The sequence below is a fragment of the Brenneria tiliae genome (genome assembly GCF_023347575.1).
GTDB lineage: Bacteria > Pseudomonadota > Gammaproteobacteria > Enterobacterales > Enterobacteriaceae > Brenneria > Brenneria corticis.
Genome location: NZ_JAKPCB010000103.1, coordinates 14,284 through 29,874 on the forward strand (window position 1 = coordinate 14,284; position 15,591 = coordinate 29,874).

The 15,591-nt window shown below is 50.0% G+C and carries 13 protein-coding genes; all 13 read left to right on the top strand.

Going from position 1 to position 15,591, the window contains the following annotated elements; all coding sequences use genetic code 11:
• Positions 1–14: 14 nt before the first annotated feature.
• The 13 genes from MFP24_RS20885 to MFP24_RS24030 all read left to right on the top strand — a co-directional run bounded on the left by MFP24_RS20885 (position 15) and on the right by MFP24_RS24030 (position 15,579).
• The gene (locus MFP24_RS20885) at positions 15–578 is read left to right on the top strand and encodes a phage connector family protein (RefSeq protein WP_249232704.1); all 564 of its coding nucleotides are present in this window, start codon (positions 15–17) and stop codon (positions 576–578) included.
• A complete protein-coding gene (locus tag MFP24_RS20890) occupies positions 578–2,554 on the top strand; it encodes a phage nozzle protein (RefSeq protein ID WP_249232703.1) in 1,977 nt (658 codons plus the stop codon). The genes MFP24_RS20885 and MFP24_RS20890 overlap by 1 nt, the downstream gene beginning before the upstream one ends.
• 2 nt (positions 2,555–2,556) lie before the next feature.
• Positions 2,557–3,003: a GNAT family N-acetyltransferase gene (locus tag MFP24_RS20895; RefSeq protein WP_249232702.1), complete on the top strand. Its 447-nt coding sequence runs from the start codon at positions 2,557–2,559 to the stop codon at positions 3,001–3,003.
• A gap of 2 nt (positions 3,004–3,005) precedes the next feature.
• Positions 3,006–3,536 (top strand): hypothetical protein, encoded by a 531-nt coding sequence (locus tag MFP24_RS20900; protein WP_249232701.1) that lies wholly within the window; start codon positions 3,006–3,008, stop codon positions 3,534–3,536.
• Positions 3,536–5,677, top strand: coding sequence for a hypothetical protein (locus tag MFP24_RS20905; RefSeq protein WP_249232700.1), 2,142 nt, complete (start codon positions 3,536–3,538; stop codon positions 5,675–5,677). Before MFP24_RS20900 ends, MFP24_RS20905 begins: the two co-directional genes overlap by 1 nt.
• A 2-nt stretch (positions 5,678–5,679) precedes the next feature.
• Positions 5,680–9,033: a hypothetical protein gene (locus MFP24_RS20910; protein WP_009113373.1), complete on the top strand. Its 3,354-nt coding sequence runs from the start codon at positions 5,680–5,682 to the stop codon at positions 9,031–9,033.
• A gap of 371 nt (positions 9,034–9,404) precedes the next feature.
• The gene (locus tag MFP24_RS20915) at positions 9,405–9,917 is read left to right on the top strand and encodes a Rap1a/Tai family immunity protein (protein WP_009113371.1); all 513 of its coding nucleotides are present in this window, start codon (positions 9,405–9,407) and stop codon (positions 9,915–9,917) included.
• A 124-nt stretch (positions 9,918–10,041) separates the two neighbouring features.
• On the top strand, positions 10,042–10,800 hold the full coding sequence (locus MFP24_RS20920; RefSeq protein ID WP_009113370.1) for a tetratricopeptide repeat protein: 759 nt from the start codon (positions 10,042–10,044) through the stop codon (positions 10,798–10,800).
• 2 nt (positions 10,801–10,802) lie between these two features.
• Positions 10,803–11,210 (top strand): bacteriophage protein, encoded by a 408-nt coding sequence (locus tag MFP24_RS20925; protein ID WP_009113369.1) that lies wholly within the window; start codon positions 10,803–10,805, stop codon positions 11,208–11,210.
• Between the two features lie 63 nt (positions 11,211–11,273).
• On the top strand, positions 11,274–11,621 hold the full coding sequence (locus MFP24_RS20930; RefSeq protein ID WP_009113368.1) for a hypothetical protein: 348 nt from the start codon (positions 11,274–11,276) through the stop codon (positions 11,619–11,621).
• Positions 11,618–13,228: a phage terminase large subunit gene (terL, locus tag MFP24_RS20935; protein WP_249232699.1), complete on the top strand. Its 1,611-nt coding sequence runs from the start codon at positions 11,618–11,620 to the stop codon at positions 13,226–13,228. The genes MFP24_RS20930 and terL overlap by 4 nt, the downstream gene beginning before the upstream one ends.
• Before the next feature lie 15 nt (positions 13,229–13,243).
• On the top strand, positions 13,244–15,448 hold the full coding sequence (locus MFP24_RS20940; protein WP_249232698.1) for a right-handed parallel beta-helix repeat-containing protein: 2,205 nt from the start codon (positions 13,244–13,246) through the stop codon (positions 15,446–15,448).
• A complete protein-coding gene (locus tag MFP24_RS24030) occupies positions 15,448–15,579 on the top strand; it encodes a hypothetical protein (RefSeq protein WP_263458563.1) in 132 nt (43 codons plus the stop codon). The genes MFP24_RS20940 and MFP24_RS24030 overlap by 1 nt, the downstream gene beginning before the upstream one ends.
• The last annotated feature ends 12 nt before the right edge of the window (positions 15,580–15,591 follow it).

Here is a 15,591-nt window from a genome sequence, read left to right on the forward strand (position 1 = left end):
CTAAAGGTACCGTCATGGCTTCCAGCATTTCTATCTGTTCAAACGCACTCCTGGCGCTCGGCGCGCACCCCATCAATAGCTTTGATGAAGCCACCGACCATGCCCGGCTGTGTTCGAATATTTACCCAACAGTTCGCGACGATTTGCTGCGCAAACACCCCTGGAACTGCGCTATAAGGCGCACCATTCTTTCCCCATCCAGCACGCCGCCGGCGTTTGGTTTTGCGTATCAGTTCCCGCTGCCGGGCAACCTGTTGCGGATCTTGTCAGTAGGCGGCGAGTGCGACGATATCCGTTACCGCATAGAGGGTCGGAAACTCCTTGCGAATATCGACGTTATCGAACTGCGATACATCTACCGCAATGATGACGAGTCTACATGGGATGCGGCGCTGGTAGGGCTGGCGGAAGCCACCATGGCGGCAAAATTGGCATACGCGGTCACCGCATCGGCCAGCTTGCGCGACACGCTGACGCAGGAAGCTGCTTATTTGCTGCGGCAGGCCAAAGCCATTGACGGCCAGGAAGATCCGCCGGAAGAGTTGGGCGGATATCCCACGTATGAGGCGAGATTCTAATGCGCGCCAATCTGATAAAAACCAACTTCACCGCCGGGGAAATATCCCCGCGACTGATGGGGCGCGTTGATATTGCTCGCTACGCCAACGGCGCAAAGCGCATAGAAAACGCCGTGTGCGTTATTCATGGCGGAGTGATGCGCCGGCCGGGCACCCGGTTTTGTGCCGCAACAAAATTCGCTGATAAAAAATCCCGTCTAATCCCGTTTGTGTTCAACCGCTCTCAGGCCTATATGCTGGAATTCGGCGACGGCTATGTGCGCTTTTATCAAAACGGCGCGCAGATCGTTAACGACGACAATACGCCGTATGAAATCGAGAGCCCCTATCTGTCAGAAGATCTGGAAGAAGTGCGATTCGTTCAAAGCGCCGATACGATGTTTCTTGTCCACCAGGAGGTTGCCCCGTTCCGACTGCAACGGCTGGGCCAAACAAATTGGATCCTGGACGCTGCGCCGTTTATCGTCCGGCCATTCGATGAAATCCGAGATACGCCAGAAAAATGGTGCGCACCGTCAGTAAAAGAGTTTGTTGGATCATCAATCACGCTGACGCTGTATGACGATGAGGCCAGCACGGCATTTACTGGTGATGGATGGGTTGCGGAAGATGTTGGATCCTACGTTCGTATCAATAGCGGTCTGGTCCTGATAGAAAGCGTGATGAACTCGCAGATTGCCGCCGGCGTAATTCGTTCAGATCTCAGCGCTACGCAATCGGCATCGCCTGGGGCATGGACGCGCGAAGATAGCGTTTGGTCGGAGGGGCTTGGTTATCCGGGGGCGGTGACGTTCTACCAGCAGCGGCTGGTTTTTGCCGGCTCTCCGAGCTATCCGCAAACGGTATGGTTTAGCGAAACCGGTTCTTATCTCAGCTTTGAAATCGGCAGCGAAGACGACGACGCCATGTCGTTTACGGTTTCGTCAGACCAGATAAACCCAATCGTGCACCTGGCGCAAATGAATACTCTCATCGCGCTGACATACGGCGGGGAATTCACCCTTACCGCCGGCAGTGATGCGGCCATTACACCGACCAATATATCGGTAAAAAACCCCAGCCCCTACGGCTGCAATAACATTCGCCCGGTGCGAGTCGGTACCGAAATCATGTTCGTGCAGCGAGCCAGCAGAAAACTGTTTGCCGTGGCATACGACCCCGATAGTTATGTCGCTTATTCGGCCAATGATATGTCGATTTTATCTGAGCACATCACTGAAAGCGGGATTATAGAAATGGCCTATCAACAGCAGCCAGATTCTTTTATCTGGATGGTTCGTAATGATGGCACGCTGGTAACAATGTCCGTTGACCGCGGGCAGGACGTGATCGCATGGTCGCGCCAGGTAACGGACGGTTATTTCGAATCGGTGGCTTCAATCCCATCAGATACAGACGATGCGGTATATGTGATTGTTCGCCGCGAAATCGGCGGTGAAACGGTGCGATATGTTGAATTGCTCGATATCAACCTGAACACGGATTCATCCGTTACCGGCACCAGCCTGGACGGGGCGACCGTATGGGCCGGTCTCGGGCACATCGAGGGGGAAACAGTTGATATAGTGGCAGACGGTAGCGTTATGCCCCAGCAGGTTGTTTCCGGCGGAGAAGTGACGCTGTCGCGCCAAGCTAAATCTGTCGAGATCGGATTGCATTATGACACATCTATCGAAACCCTCACGCCCGAGGTTGCCACAACGGAGGGCACTACGCAGAACGCCAAGAAGCGGACAAGTGAAGTTGTTATGCGATTCCTTGAAACCACTGGCGCGGAGTGTAACGGGCAAGTAATCCCCTTTCGCCAGTTCGGGCCAAAAATCCTCGATCAGCCAGCACCGCTTTTTACCGGCGATCACTTTTGGGGAAAGCTCGGCTGGGAAAAAGGCGAGGACTCATTACTTATCCAGCAGCGGCAGCCACTGCCGTTTCACCTGCTGGCCATTATCACAACCTTTACGAGTAACGGGGGTTAACCATGATTCGACATGCAACCGGCGACGACATTCCGGCGCTAGTTCTGCTTGGCATGCGTATGCACCAGGAATCGCGGTACCGGAATTTCTTGTTTAGCTCTGAGAAATGCCAGGCGCTGGCGCAGCAGTTGATAGCTACGGATTTCGGCATTGTGCTGGTTGCTGAAAAAGATGGTCAGATAACCGGATGGATGGCCGGCGGCATAGCGGAACAATGGTTTTCTCATGACCGCATGGCGTTTGAGTACGGCGTTTTTATCGATGCCGAGCACCGCGGCGGCAGCACTGGATATCGGCTGGTGAAAGAATTTATCGGCTGGGCGAAACAGCATGATATTTCGATTATCAATATGGGGATCACCACTGGTATTAATGCCGAACGCACTGGTGATTTATATCATAGGCTGGGCCTGCAGCGCACCGGCCTGCTGTATTCGATGGAGGTTTAATTATGTGCACAGGCGTAGAAATTGCGGTAATCGGTGCGTCTGTTCTGGCAGCTGGCGGCGCGGCATATAGCGGCGCACAACAAAAGAAGATGGCCGACTACCAGGCGGACCAGGCGCAAGCCGATGCGGACGCGGCGGCGGCTGCGGCGCGAGTACAGGCGGAGAAAATACGTAAGGCAGGCGCGGCGCAGGCGGCGCAGGCCAACGCTTCTTATGCTGCGTCAGGCGTAGAGACTGGTGAGGGGACCGCGCTGCGCATCACATCGGATATTGTGGGGGACGCGGAAGAGGACGCGGTAACCACTATCCTTGGGGGGCAGGATTCCGCCGCCCGGTATAACGCCCAGGCGCAGGCGGATCGCATCAGTGGTAAAAATGCGGCCACCTCTGGTTATATCAGCGCCGGCAGCTCTCTTTTGCAGGCTGGCGGTACCGCTTATTCAGGATGGAAAAGACCAACTACAAACACAACTTCAACCACAACCAGCGGAACCTCATCCAATAACATGTTTACCAACATGGGGGTTAAGTAATGCGAATCCCAACCGGTAACTTTGGAAACCTCACACCAAACCCGCAACCCACGCGTGTTAATGTCAGTAACGCCGGCGCGGTTGGTCAGGCTGTGCAGGGGTTGGGAAAGGAAATACAGCAGGAGGTTAATGCTGTTGTTCGGGCGCGGGCCAGCGAGTCGCTTCTCGATTACCAGATAAAAATAAAAGACGTTAATGAGTCAATCCGCCAGGGCGTTGAAGACGGATCATTGCGCGCCGATCAGGTGGAAAAGGTTTACCAGGACGCGGTCGGTAAACTGGATAAACCGCAATTCTCCGGGCTGGGAATTGCGGAAATGCAGACCGTGGAGGGTGGGTTAAAACGCTATGAGTCGGACGGGCTATCGACGGCGCGCGGCTACGCCCGCACCGCATTAAAAATAGAGGCCAGGGATCAGGTTGACACCCAGCTCGACCAGCTTGGAAAACTGACCAACTACCCCGATGCGGATATTGAGAAGATTAACGGCATGTCCGCCAGTCTGGAAGAACAGGGCCGGATCGCCTACGGGGCGCAATGGCCAAAGGTTCGCCAAAACTGGGTAGATCAGAATTGGTATAATCAGGCGCAGCAGCGTTTTTTAAAAGCAAGCAGCAGCGGAGCCGCGCTATCTCAATTGAACAATGATTTAACCTCAGAAGATGGATTGTATTTGGATAAGTTAGATCCAAATACACGTATAGAGTTATGGAATAGGGTACAAAACCAACAATTACAATTACAAAACCAGGCGAGGATTGAATCCGCAAGGAGAGAGGCTTTAGCGTCTCGGCAAGTAAGCGAATATGCGTCGCTTGTTGATAACGGTATGGAGCCGACAGACGAAATGCGGGCAGCGTTATCGCAGACCACAAGAGGCACTACAAGCCAAAGCTATGCGCAATCAGTTCTTAGTGATGAGTTGGCGATCAAACAGGCCAAGCTTGAAGGTACACAGGCATTTGAGAGCCTCATTCTCAACCAAAAAACCGAACTGGAGAAAAACGGCGGCACCGCTGATCAGTGGCAATCCCTACAAAGAAGAAGCGCTGCATTTCAGCGTTATCAGGAAGAGCAAAATCAGATTGCTGTTATGCAACGCGTGGAGTCATCAATAAAGGATGGTGTACCGCTCGATCCTACTGATAAAAATAACCAGGCCGCCGTAGATATCTGGTTTCAAAAAAACATGCAAGGGTTTGATTACAACGATACCAATAGCATTAATAACCTGTCTGGCGTAGTGAGACGCACTGGTATCATTCCCAGCCAGGTCCAGTCAATGTTTAATGCGGGGGCCGCAACAAAAGATCCGTCGATTGCCGTTCCTATGGCGAAAATGTTCGGTGGTCTTTTCGACAATAATCCCGCCGCTGTCGCGTCTATGCCCGCCGACACATCCGCGTTCTTCAAGTCGGTTTATGATTACACTAACGCTGGAATACCCGCCGATAAAGCCGTTGATACGGCATACACACAGACTTATCAACAAAGCGCTGGAATGAAAGAAATAATCAGTCAGAAGTTGAGGGATAAGGACTACATCAAAGAAAGGGATGGGGCGGCACAAAAAAATATCAACGAAATATCACCATCGTTGACCTCATTTGGCGCGCCGGCAATAACAGATCCTGGTGTGTCAAATCAGCAATACCTGCGTGACTACCGAGCTATTTATGATGCTAATTTTTCGCTCACAGGAGGGGATGCGAAAAGGGCGGAGTCTATAACAAACGCTCAGGTGAAAAACGTTTGGGCCGTTACCTCAATAAACGGTTCCCCGGAGGTAATGAAGTATGCACCCGAGGCTGTGTTTGGTGTTTCTGGGGCGGTGAATTGGATGGATAGCCAATGGGAAAAAGAAAAGCAGGAATTAAAATCAAAATCGTTCGGTGGAAAGAGTGATGACACCGAGTTATTACTGGTTTCCGATATGTTCACCGCAAGAAATCAAGATTACGCCGTTATGGTTCATCAGAAAAACGCCGATGGTTATGATGTTCGTCCGTATTACGGTGATAACGGGCTTCCTATTAGGTTCAAATTCGATCAACAAACATCACCGCTCTATAAAGCCATGCAAGGAATTAAGCTGGATAGGATTGAAAAGGCTAAACAGCGCAGAGAACAGGGTGAATAGCCATGCCAACATACGAATTTGACCCCAGCAGCATTCTTTCGGCTGATATAGAAGCGCTTCCTCAACAAGAGGATAGCGCGTTTTATATGGAAACGCCGTCTTTATTATCGGCAATTAACCCCTTTACCAACGATCAAAGGGTTAATCGAGCAAGGGATGCCGCCTTTAGAATCGATAACTCTTTGGGGAGCTTTATTGCTACCGCACCATTTAGCCAGTTCGAACCAGTAGACGGGTATAACCCATTCGATAATGATGCCGCTGGCATCAAAGGGTATGAAGATTATGCCGACTCGTTTATCAACTCACAGTCCCCGCAGGAGAGCGCGGCCATTAAATATCGAATTGACCGACAGATACAGGATCGACAATACCTATCAGAAATGGGCGGCGCCGGACTAATATCCAGCATGGCTATGGGGGTTATAGACCCGATTAATATCGCATCTGTTTTTTTACCGGTTGGCGCGGTGGCACGAGGTGGGGCAATTGCCGCGACTGCTGGGCGCTTTGCAGCATCAACAGCAGCGGGGAGCGTCGCATCTGAAACTGTATTGCAATCCACACAGCAAACCCGGACGTTTGGCGAAAGCGCAACAAATATTCTTGTTGATGCAATGGTAGGCGGCGTTCTTGGTGCTGGTGCGCAATTACTGGCAGGGCCAGCACAGCGAACCGCGATCTCGCAAGCGGTTTCGAGTCATTTGAATGGCACCGATTCACCACAAAGCATTGGTGCCGCGCAGGTATTTAATACCACACTCGATCAGGAGCAATTGGCAGGTGTCGGGCTGATTAATAAAACATTAAGCGTTAACCCATCTGGACGCCTAGCGCAGTCACCCGCTAAAACCTCTCGCCAGATAAACCAGATGTTGGCGGAGAATAATTACTTTTTTGCCAAGAATGATGAAGGGTTGGCAACGTTCACCGCATCCGAGACGAAAATTAAACAGTATGACGTATTGCTGTATAAGCAGATGGAGTCAACGAAAGACGCCTATCAGCAATATAGCAAGCGGTTGGGTCGCAGCCAGCGGGTTAATTTTGTTGAGTTCAATGAAGCTATTGGCATGGCAATGCGCAGGGGTGACCAGAGCGATATTCCGGAAGTCGCCCAGGCGGCAGCGCAGATCCGCCCGACGTTTGAAATCACGAAAAAGCGCATGCAGGAGCTTGGTATTCTTCCGGAAGATGTGGATGTGGTAACAGCGCAAAGTTATCTGCCTCGAGTCTATAAATTCGATAAAATACTGAGCGATCGCACTGAGTTTCGCGGACGTATCGCTAATTGGATTCAAGGCATCAGCACTAAAGGTTCAGAGAAAGCGGCGCAGCGTATTGAAAAAATCGACGCTGGATTAACGGCAGCAGAGGAAGCGACACCACAGGCGAAAGCGCTGGCGGATGAGATAGCTGAAGCGGAAGCGTGGTCTGGAAAAAAAGTATTGCTTGGCGATGAAATGCATAAACTTAGGCAGTTTGTAAGTCAGCGATCCGAACTTGAGGTCCACATATCACGGCTCTCAAGGAGAAAAAGGCCAACAAAGAAACAAGTTGAACTTGAATCTAAACTCGCTCGTATTTCTGAGGCAGAAAACACGCTGGCGAAGTATCAGCGCCACCTTGAAATTTTGGATAACCCACGCCAACACCGTAATGAATTACGCCGTTTGGAGCGAAGGGCTAACGCAACTACCAGGCTAAATGCCAGTCGAGAACGCAACCTTAAGGCGATGGAACCGTTGAGCCGTGAAGAAGCTGAAGACGCCGCAGACGAGATCGTAAATAAAATCATTGGTGCGCCGTCTGGCATGGTGCCTACTGAATTGCTACCTGAAAGATTGGTTGGCCGAGCCGGTTTCACCAAAAGCCGCACGCTGTTAATCCCTGATGAGAGAATAGAGGACTTTCTTGAATCTGATATCAACTATGTTATGGAGAGTTACCTGCGTCAGATTGCGCCAGAGATTGAGCTTACAGCACAGTTTGGCCGTAAGGATATGGGCGAACAAATCCGGCAGGTTTCAGAGGAATACAGTCAACTAATTCGTGATGCTAAAAACCCCAAAGAGCGCGCCCGCCTTGAAAAGCAACGAGAGGCAGATTTACGGGATATTAACGCGATGCGTGATCGTTTATTGGGAACCTACGGCGCGCCGCGTGATCCCCGTAGTTTTTTTGTGCGCGCTGGGCGCGTTGCTCGCAACATTAATTTTTTGCGCCTGCTGGGGGGGATGACGATATCAGCATTACCCGACTTAATGCGCCCGGTTATGCAGCACGGATTAAGTAAATCGTTGCGTCCTATGGCTTCCATGTTGCGCAATATGGAAGCGGTAAAGATTGCCACTAAAGACTTGCGAGAAATGGCGGTTGGCCTTGATTACGTGCTTTCCACCAGAACAAAGGCTATCGCTGACCTAACTGATCCCTATAGTCGCCGATCAGGTCTGGAACGTGGATTGAATTGGGGTACGCAGAAGTTTGGCAACTGGACACTAATGAACCAATGGAACAGCACGTTAAAATCATGGTCTGGGCTTATTGCGCAGTCGCGTGTATTGGATAACGCCCGTCTTACTGCCGGCGGGAAGAGCATCCCAAAGGCAGACTTACGCAAGCTGGCGCAGATGGGGATCGATGAAAGCATGCTGCGCCGCATTGGTGAACAGTTTGCGAAGCACGGCGAGGATATGGACGGGCTACTGACCGGACACAGCCATCTTTGGGATGATCGCGCGGTGCGTGAGGCGTTCCAGTCGGCTATCCTGAAAGACGTTGATTCAACCATTATTACGCCGGGTGTGGGCGATACGCCGTTAATGATGAGTTCTGAGGCGGGTAAAATCATCTTGCAGTTTAAGACGTTTATTTTTGCCGCACACAACCGTATGCTTGTGTCTGGAATTCAGCAAGGTGACGCGTCATTCTATCTTGGTTCGTTGGGGTCTATAGCTCTTGGATCTATGGTCTACATGATGAAACAAAAGCTGTCTGGGCGTGATATCGACTACAGCCCCAATAACCTGGTGAAAGAGGGAATCGACCGCTCCGGGATGTTGGGCTGGATATCGGAGCCGATTAATACCGTTGAGAATATCAGCGGTGGGCGCTTTGGCTTGGGGGCCATGTTTGGCGCGCCGCCCGTTTCCCGTTTTCAAAGTCGTAACGCCATTGGTGCATTAATGGGGCCAACGTTTGATCTCGGTGGTGATGCCGCAACGGTGGCAAATGGTGTGCTTAACGGCGAGTTTGATGATAAGCAGGTGCATGCTGTAAGGAAGATGCTGCCATTGCAAAATCTACATGTTATAGCCCCGCTGCTAAATCAGGTCGAAGAACAGATGAAATAGGCGACTTTATGAATTTAGAACACGCTAAGTTATTTCACATCGAGTTATTGCGAGTTAAGAGCACAGAAGAGACAAGTAGAGTACTGAGCGTGCTTATTGGCGCTGGGTTGTTCGTTTACTCAATATTCCCGCAAGAAAATAAATTGATTGGTTTTTATATAATTACGACAATGCTTGTGTTTTGTGTTTATAAGTGGGTATCCAGCAGGAAAAGAAGGATAAAATACACCGATTCCCTAAATTCATATTGTTGGTCTAACCTTGGGAAAAGCTATGCGGAAGCCAAATTCTCTGATTTTCTCGATTAAGCCCACCGTAGGGTGGGCTTTCATGAGTTTACTTCTTTTTTACTGCTTCTAATCGCGCAAGGAATGGGGGCAACGATTCTGGTGGGGGCCTGGCGACGCGACGCTGGACAGGGCGCCGGATTTTGGGACGGCATGGGGGGAATAATGGGAAGGTTATTTTTGTTCGTGTTTTTGTTCGTTTGTGGCGCAAGTAATTCATTGGCGGAGATTTCTGAAGAAACGCTCCGCGACCAATGGAACGCTGTAAAGCTCAACGACAAGAGCCATACTGGTTTAACTAAAACAACAGCATTTATTGGTTATGTTCTCGGTGTAGCGGACTCTGAAAATTTCAAGGGTCCTGTATGTATCCCGGACGAGGTCACCCCAAACGTTATAGTTAAAACTGTGGGTAGATATTTAGACAAAACCCCTAACATGAAAGGCCCTGCGCAGGGGGTGGTGTACTTTGCGTTAAGCGAAGCATATCCATGCCCTTACCCTGAGTTTCAAATGTGCGTTGGTCAAAAGCAGGCGGACGTCAGGGAAAGAGCACTGAAGGAGTGCGCACCCCTGAAAAAGTTAAAAATACGTTGACACTCACCTCAAACCCCGAACGTGTGAAATTTTGCAATTATCCTGTAAACACGTTTGACATGTAGCGTAGAGCGGTGGATAGCGTTATAGTTAGTAAAGTCTAAAACAGCCAGCGCTTTCATACATGCACGTACCCGAACCTAAAACCAATAGTTTAATTGAGAAATTAAAACCTTCTATTACAGAAGGTCGCAATCTTCTTAGCGAGCTGGAACTGCGAAGGGCAGCTAAAGAGGCCGGCAGCATAAGGGAATTAAACCAAAAATGGTGTGTTGAAGGAATGATCTCCTTTCTGAAGGGGGATGTTGAGGAAGGGATTAGGTTGTTTGAAATGTCCATTTCCTCGTCTCCTGGTGAGTCTGTAAGTTGGTCAAACTATGTTTCAGCCCTTCATTCATGGTGCCAGTTCAGTAAAGCAAGGGAAGTATTTAGGCGCGGTATAAGTAATCGTATCCCTGTGATGCTGGAATTTGCATTCGTGTGGGGTTCTAGTTGGGCCGATAGGGAGATAATGGATTCCGCGTATCCAGTGATCGAAAAAATGGATATCCAGCGAAACTTCCACGGCGTTCATAAGACTTTGTTTGAGGCAGCTATGTCTGTTTACTCTCAACTTAAAAATGCAGGTAATACGATCTCGGATGAGTTATCGGAAATGTCGTCTGTTGTTATGCATATTGCTGAAGAAGAGCACCTTCCTTTAGTTTCCACCCGAGTAACCCATGATGGTTCTGGTGAGTACGGCTTCGCCTACGGGGTGGATACGACAGATCCCCATTATCTGGTTAAGCTGGATAACATGCTCTTCGATAGATTGATCGCCCAAGGCATTAAATCAAAAAATTGCATTGCGTTTTTCGAGTCCATAGCCGAGGAAGAGTAGCCATGCCTGTAAGCCGGGATTGCTTTTTAGATATCGCCAAAGACTCTTTAAAAAACAGCGGTGAACAGTGGACTAGAAACGCAATAAGCCGTTCGTACTATTTTATGTTTCATTCCGTGAAAAGTATCATTATTGATAAGGCCCCCGACCGGGATAAAGCGGGTAACAGACTTCCTTTCGGTGAGCATAAAAGGCTAAGCGAGTACCTGTGCAGTGGGGACGCGGCAGAAGATTATTCTCTTGATGGCCCCACCGCTGAAAAAATCGGCATGAAATTAAGGTCCGCACACCAGAAGCGCTGCGATGCTGATTATGCTTTGGAAAAGAAAATCAATAGAATCGATGCGCTAAAGATGGTTGTGGCTGCCGAGGAAGTAGCCCGGGACGTTGATAGCCTTAGCAAGCCTTAATAGTCAGGAAACCGACCACCCGGCCGCAGCATCATAGCCTCATGTTAATCATGGGGCTTTTTTATGAGCGACGACTACAAATCACGCCTTACCATCCTGAGTGACAAACTCACCGACACCGTTCTTACGGAAGCCGATCCGGATAACTGGCCTGGCGCTGGTAAAACCATCGACAAACACACCAAGCAGGAACGCGGCGATCGGTACTGGTTCAAAAAAAACGCGGCGGCCACGCTGACGCTGTTAACGAAAGTTCATTCCCTGATTGGTATGCACACCCGCGGCGGTAAGCCTGGAGAAAATAACCCGGACGATGAAGCCTTTTCGCTGGGTCAGCAGGTGGCAGCGGCAGAGCGTGAGGCGGCGGCGGTAATTGAACGCATTCAGGGGATGCAGAAAGGGAAAAAATGATCTCTTTCGTCGCCTTTTTCATTATGTGGGCGGAGCGTATGCGGTGGGATGTGCCGGACTGCCACTGGCGCGCCGTAAACTGGCTGGAGCACCGCGGGGATCTGGCGGTGCTTCGCTGCTTTCGTGGTTTCGGGAAATCAACAATCCTCGCCGTTTATAACGCCTGGCGATATTACCGGGATAACACCTACCGGATCCTGCATCAGTCAGAATCTGACGGCACGGCATACAAAACCAGCCGAGACACGCAAAACGTATTACGCAATCACCCACTGACGCGTGGAATGTTGCCGGACGGGCAGGGAACGGTTGAACAGTGGTGGGTTAATAACTCTCTCGATAAGCGCAACGCCAGCATGTACGCAAAGGGCATTCTATCTAACGTCACATCCGCCCGCGCCGACGAATGCCAGAACGATGATGTGGAGGTGCCGAAAAACATTCAGACGCCAGAGGCGCGGGAAAAGCTGCGTTACCGGCTGGATGAGCAGACGCACATTCTGGTGCCGGGCGGGCGGACGCTGTATATCGGCACACCGCACACCCATGACAGCCTGTACGATGAGGTGGAAAAAATGGGGGCGGATTGTCTAACGATCAAGTTGTTTCATCAGGAGCACCGCATAGAGGCCAGGGACGCGAAAAAAACGCGATACACACTTCCATTCCGCCCCGAGTATGTTTTTACCGGAATTCATATTGGCGCCCGGCTGCTGACGGAGGGAACCGACTATCGGCTGACTGATTCCGGCATTGAATTCGCCGAAGCGCCAGACATGACCATTGACTGCTACGCAGGATGCGAATGGCCAGAGCGGTTTACGCGTGCCGAAATGCTCCGGCGGCGGAAGAAAACCAGAACATTAAACGGCTGGGATAGCCAGTACCAGTTGCATAGCAAGCCGGTTGGGGATATCCGCTTGGATCCCGATCGCATCCGCGAGTATGCCGTACAGCCAGAAATCCGCTACGCCAACGGCGGCTGTTCGATGTGGCTGGGTAATCTGCAGATCGTGGGCGCCGTGGCGTGGTGGGATGTTGCGACGGGTAAAGTCAAAGCCGACGCCAGCGCCTTTACTCTCATGCTTACCGACGCGCGCGGGCATCTGTACTGGCATGTCTGCCAGGAGCTCACCGGGGAGTTGGCGGAATTCGATGATAACGACAAAATCACCGGCGGACAGGTAGTGCAGATCCGCGAGCTGGTCATCAAATACCAGATCCCTCGCGTTGTCGTCGAAGTCAACGGGCCAGGCAGCTTCGCCGGCAAACTACTGCGCCAGGCGCTTAAAGGTACCGGCTGCGGCGTACAGGAAGAATTTTCCACCACCAACAAACAAAAACGCATTCTCGATGCGTTCGAAGCGCCGCTATCGTCAAAATTTTTATGGGCGCACAGCGACGTTCTCGACGGACCCATGTACGAACAGATGCGCGATTTTAACCCAGCCGTTACCGACCAGCCGGACGACTATATAGACTCCGGCGCCGGCGCAATCAGCCAGACGCCGGTGCGCATCGGCAAGTTGGTCGGGAAACCGACCAGCGGGGCGCGGGAAAATTGGCAGCCATACGATGGCGATTGCGAGGTCGCTACAGACTATTAATCTGAGGCTGACAACATGGCTGTTCCAGAACAAACCCCCTATAACATCTACACGGCCAACGGCGTAACTACCGTATTTCCCTATGAATTTTATCTTTTGCAGTCTGATGATCTGGCCGTTTATATCGACGGTGAACAGATATCGACAGGATTTACCGTTTCGGGTGTTGGCATTGTTAACGGTGGGGAAGTTACGTTTCTAACTCCCCCGGCGGCTGGCGGGATCATTATGCTGGAACGCGTTATTCCAGCGACGCGCACCACGGAATACCAAAACAATGGCGATCTGCTGGCTGGAACGGTAAACAAGGATTTTGACCGGCTTTGGATGGCTATTAAACAGGCGTTTGTTAATTTCGGGTTTGTGTTGACACGCCCTATTTCTGGAGGTCCATTTAATGCTCATGGTTTCCGTATTGAGAATCTTGGAGATCCTATTAATAATCAGGACGGGACAACTAAATTATGGGTTAACACCAATCTAAATAAAACGCTTCGGGTTCCTGAATCGTTTATTCCCGCCATTCCATCTATTGAGCACCGAAAAAACAAAGTTCTCGCATTTGATGATTCAGGTAACCCCATTGCTGTAATACCCGAGTCAGGGACAGCGACTGATGTGTTGATAGAGTTGGCAAAACCTACCGGATCATTTCGCATCGGTTACGATAGAGAACAGTTTTATAGTGGAACGGTTGGTGATTATCTTGATAAATCCATTGGGTATGTCACCCCGGAAATGTTTGGGGCCGCCGGTGATGGGGTAACAGATGACCGTGCGGCAATTCAAGCAGCGATTGACTTTGCAGCCAATTCATATACAGCAACAGGCGCGGTTGCGGGTGTATATTTAACACAAAATTACCTTGTGTCATTAAATCCCGCATCCACCCTTATCCCTGGTGAGGTGGCCGCAGGTCGCGGGGCGTTATGTATTAAGCCCCGCGTGCACCTTTTCGGGCATGGGGGAATAACTCTCGACAAGGGGTTCACTGGTACATCTTCAGGTGCGGTGATTACAAACTGGCAGGGCGCTGCCGATAATTGTAGTGTACGTGATATCACAATAGACGGCGGGTATGGCGCAGCACCCGGCAGTGGCATTAACGGAATCAATATTGTTGATTCAGACGATGTGGTTATAAATGGGGTAAACATTAAAAATTCCACGGCCGGGGGAATATATCTCCGTAGGTCTGGGAGTAGCTTATCCGATCATGGATGCTCTAACGCGCGGGTAATTAATTGTTATGTTGACAATGTGCACTATATTGGCATTCAATTAGAGCGCCCTAACGGCGCATTAGTGCATGGTAATACCGTCATTAATTCTGGTGACAACGGCATAGACGTGGAGGGTAATAACTCGGCGACTACAGGTATAGGTCTAGCTGCCATGCTTACAATTGCAAATAACAATTTGCGAGATAACAAACATGGCATATTCATGGAATCCTGTGGTAATGCGCTGATAACTGGAAACAATATAGATTTGGCGCGCAGCGTGGGTATAATCGGGAATAGAATAAATTCAAACGCTAGCCGCATTTCTATAACCGCAAATTATATTAGAGGTGTCGATGCAGAGTCTGCTCGGGGCATCCGTCTAATAAATCAGGTTGGTGCGTATCACATTGGTGATAATGTATTCATGGATTTATATGCATCAATAAGATGCAGTACAGTGATTAATAACCTTACTATTGGGGCAAATACCCACACTGGTATAACGAAGTTTCTGCTTGAACTGGATCGCCAGGCGTCCGCTCTTATTCGCAGCAGAATTTATGAGCAAAGTTTTTTGGGAACGCAAGCGTCTGGATTTCCTACGCTATTTTCACCACGTAATTGCCCAAGCAATTATCCCAATCGCCTGGCCGGCTCGGTTAAGTTTGATGAAGCAAACTTCTCATATCTTGCAAACTCAGGAGAGAATAATTTTACCAGGGCTACTGCCGTTATTGTTAGAAACACATCGTGGGCCGCATATGCTCGATTTAACAACACGGTTGATGGGTATACTGATTTAAATGGTCACTTCGGTAATATAGGGGAATATCTAACAATTAATGGCAACACGTATCAGGTTTATGCCACATCAGAAAACACAACAACCATTACTAAATGGGATGGTTCGGCATATGCGTCAGGTAATTTTGTTTCTGATTTTGATGATGCATACACTGTTGAAACAAAACGATCAGAATGGGGGAGCTTGTAATGCATGATGTTAATTATGATGAATTGAAAGAACAGATTGAGGATGAATTGGGGGATGCTGTGTTTAATATGGTTCCCTCAGATGTTAGAGTTCTTCTATCTGAAAAGTTAATGTTACTTTCAGCGGATTAGGTTTAATGGTCG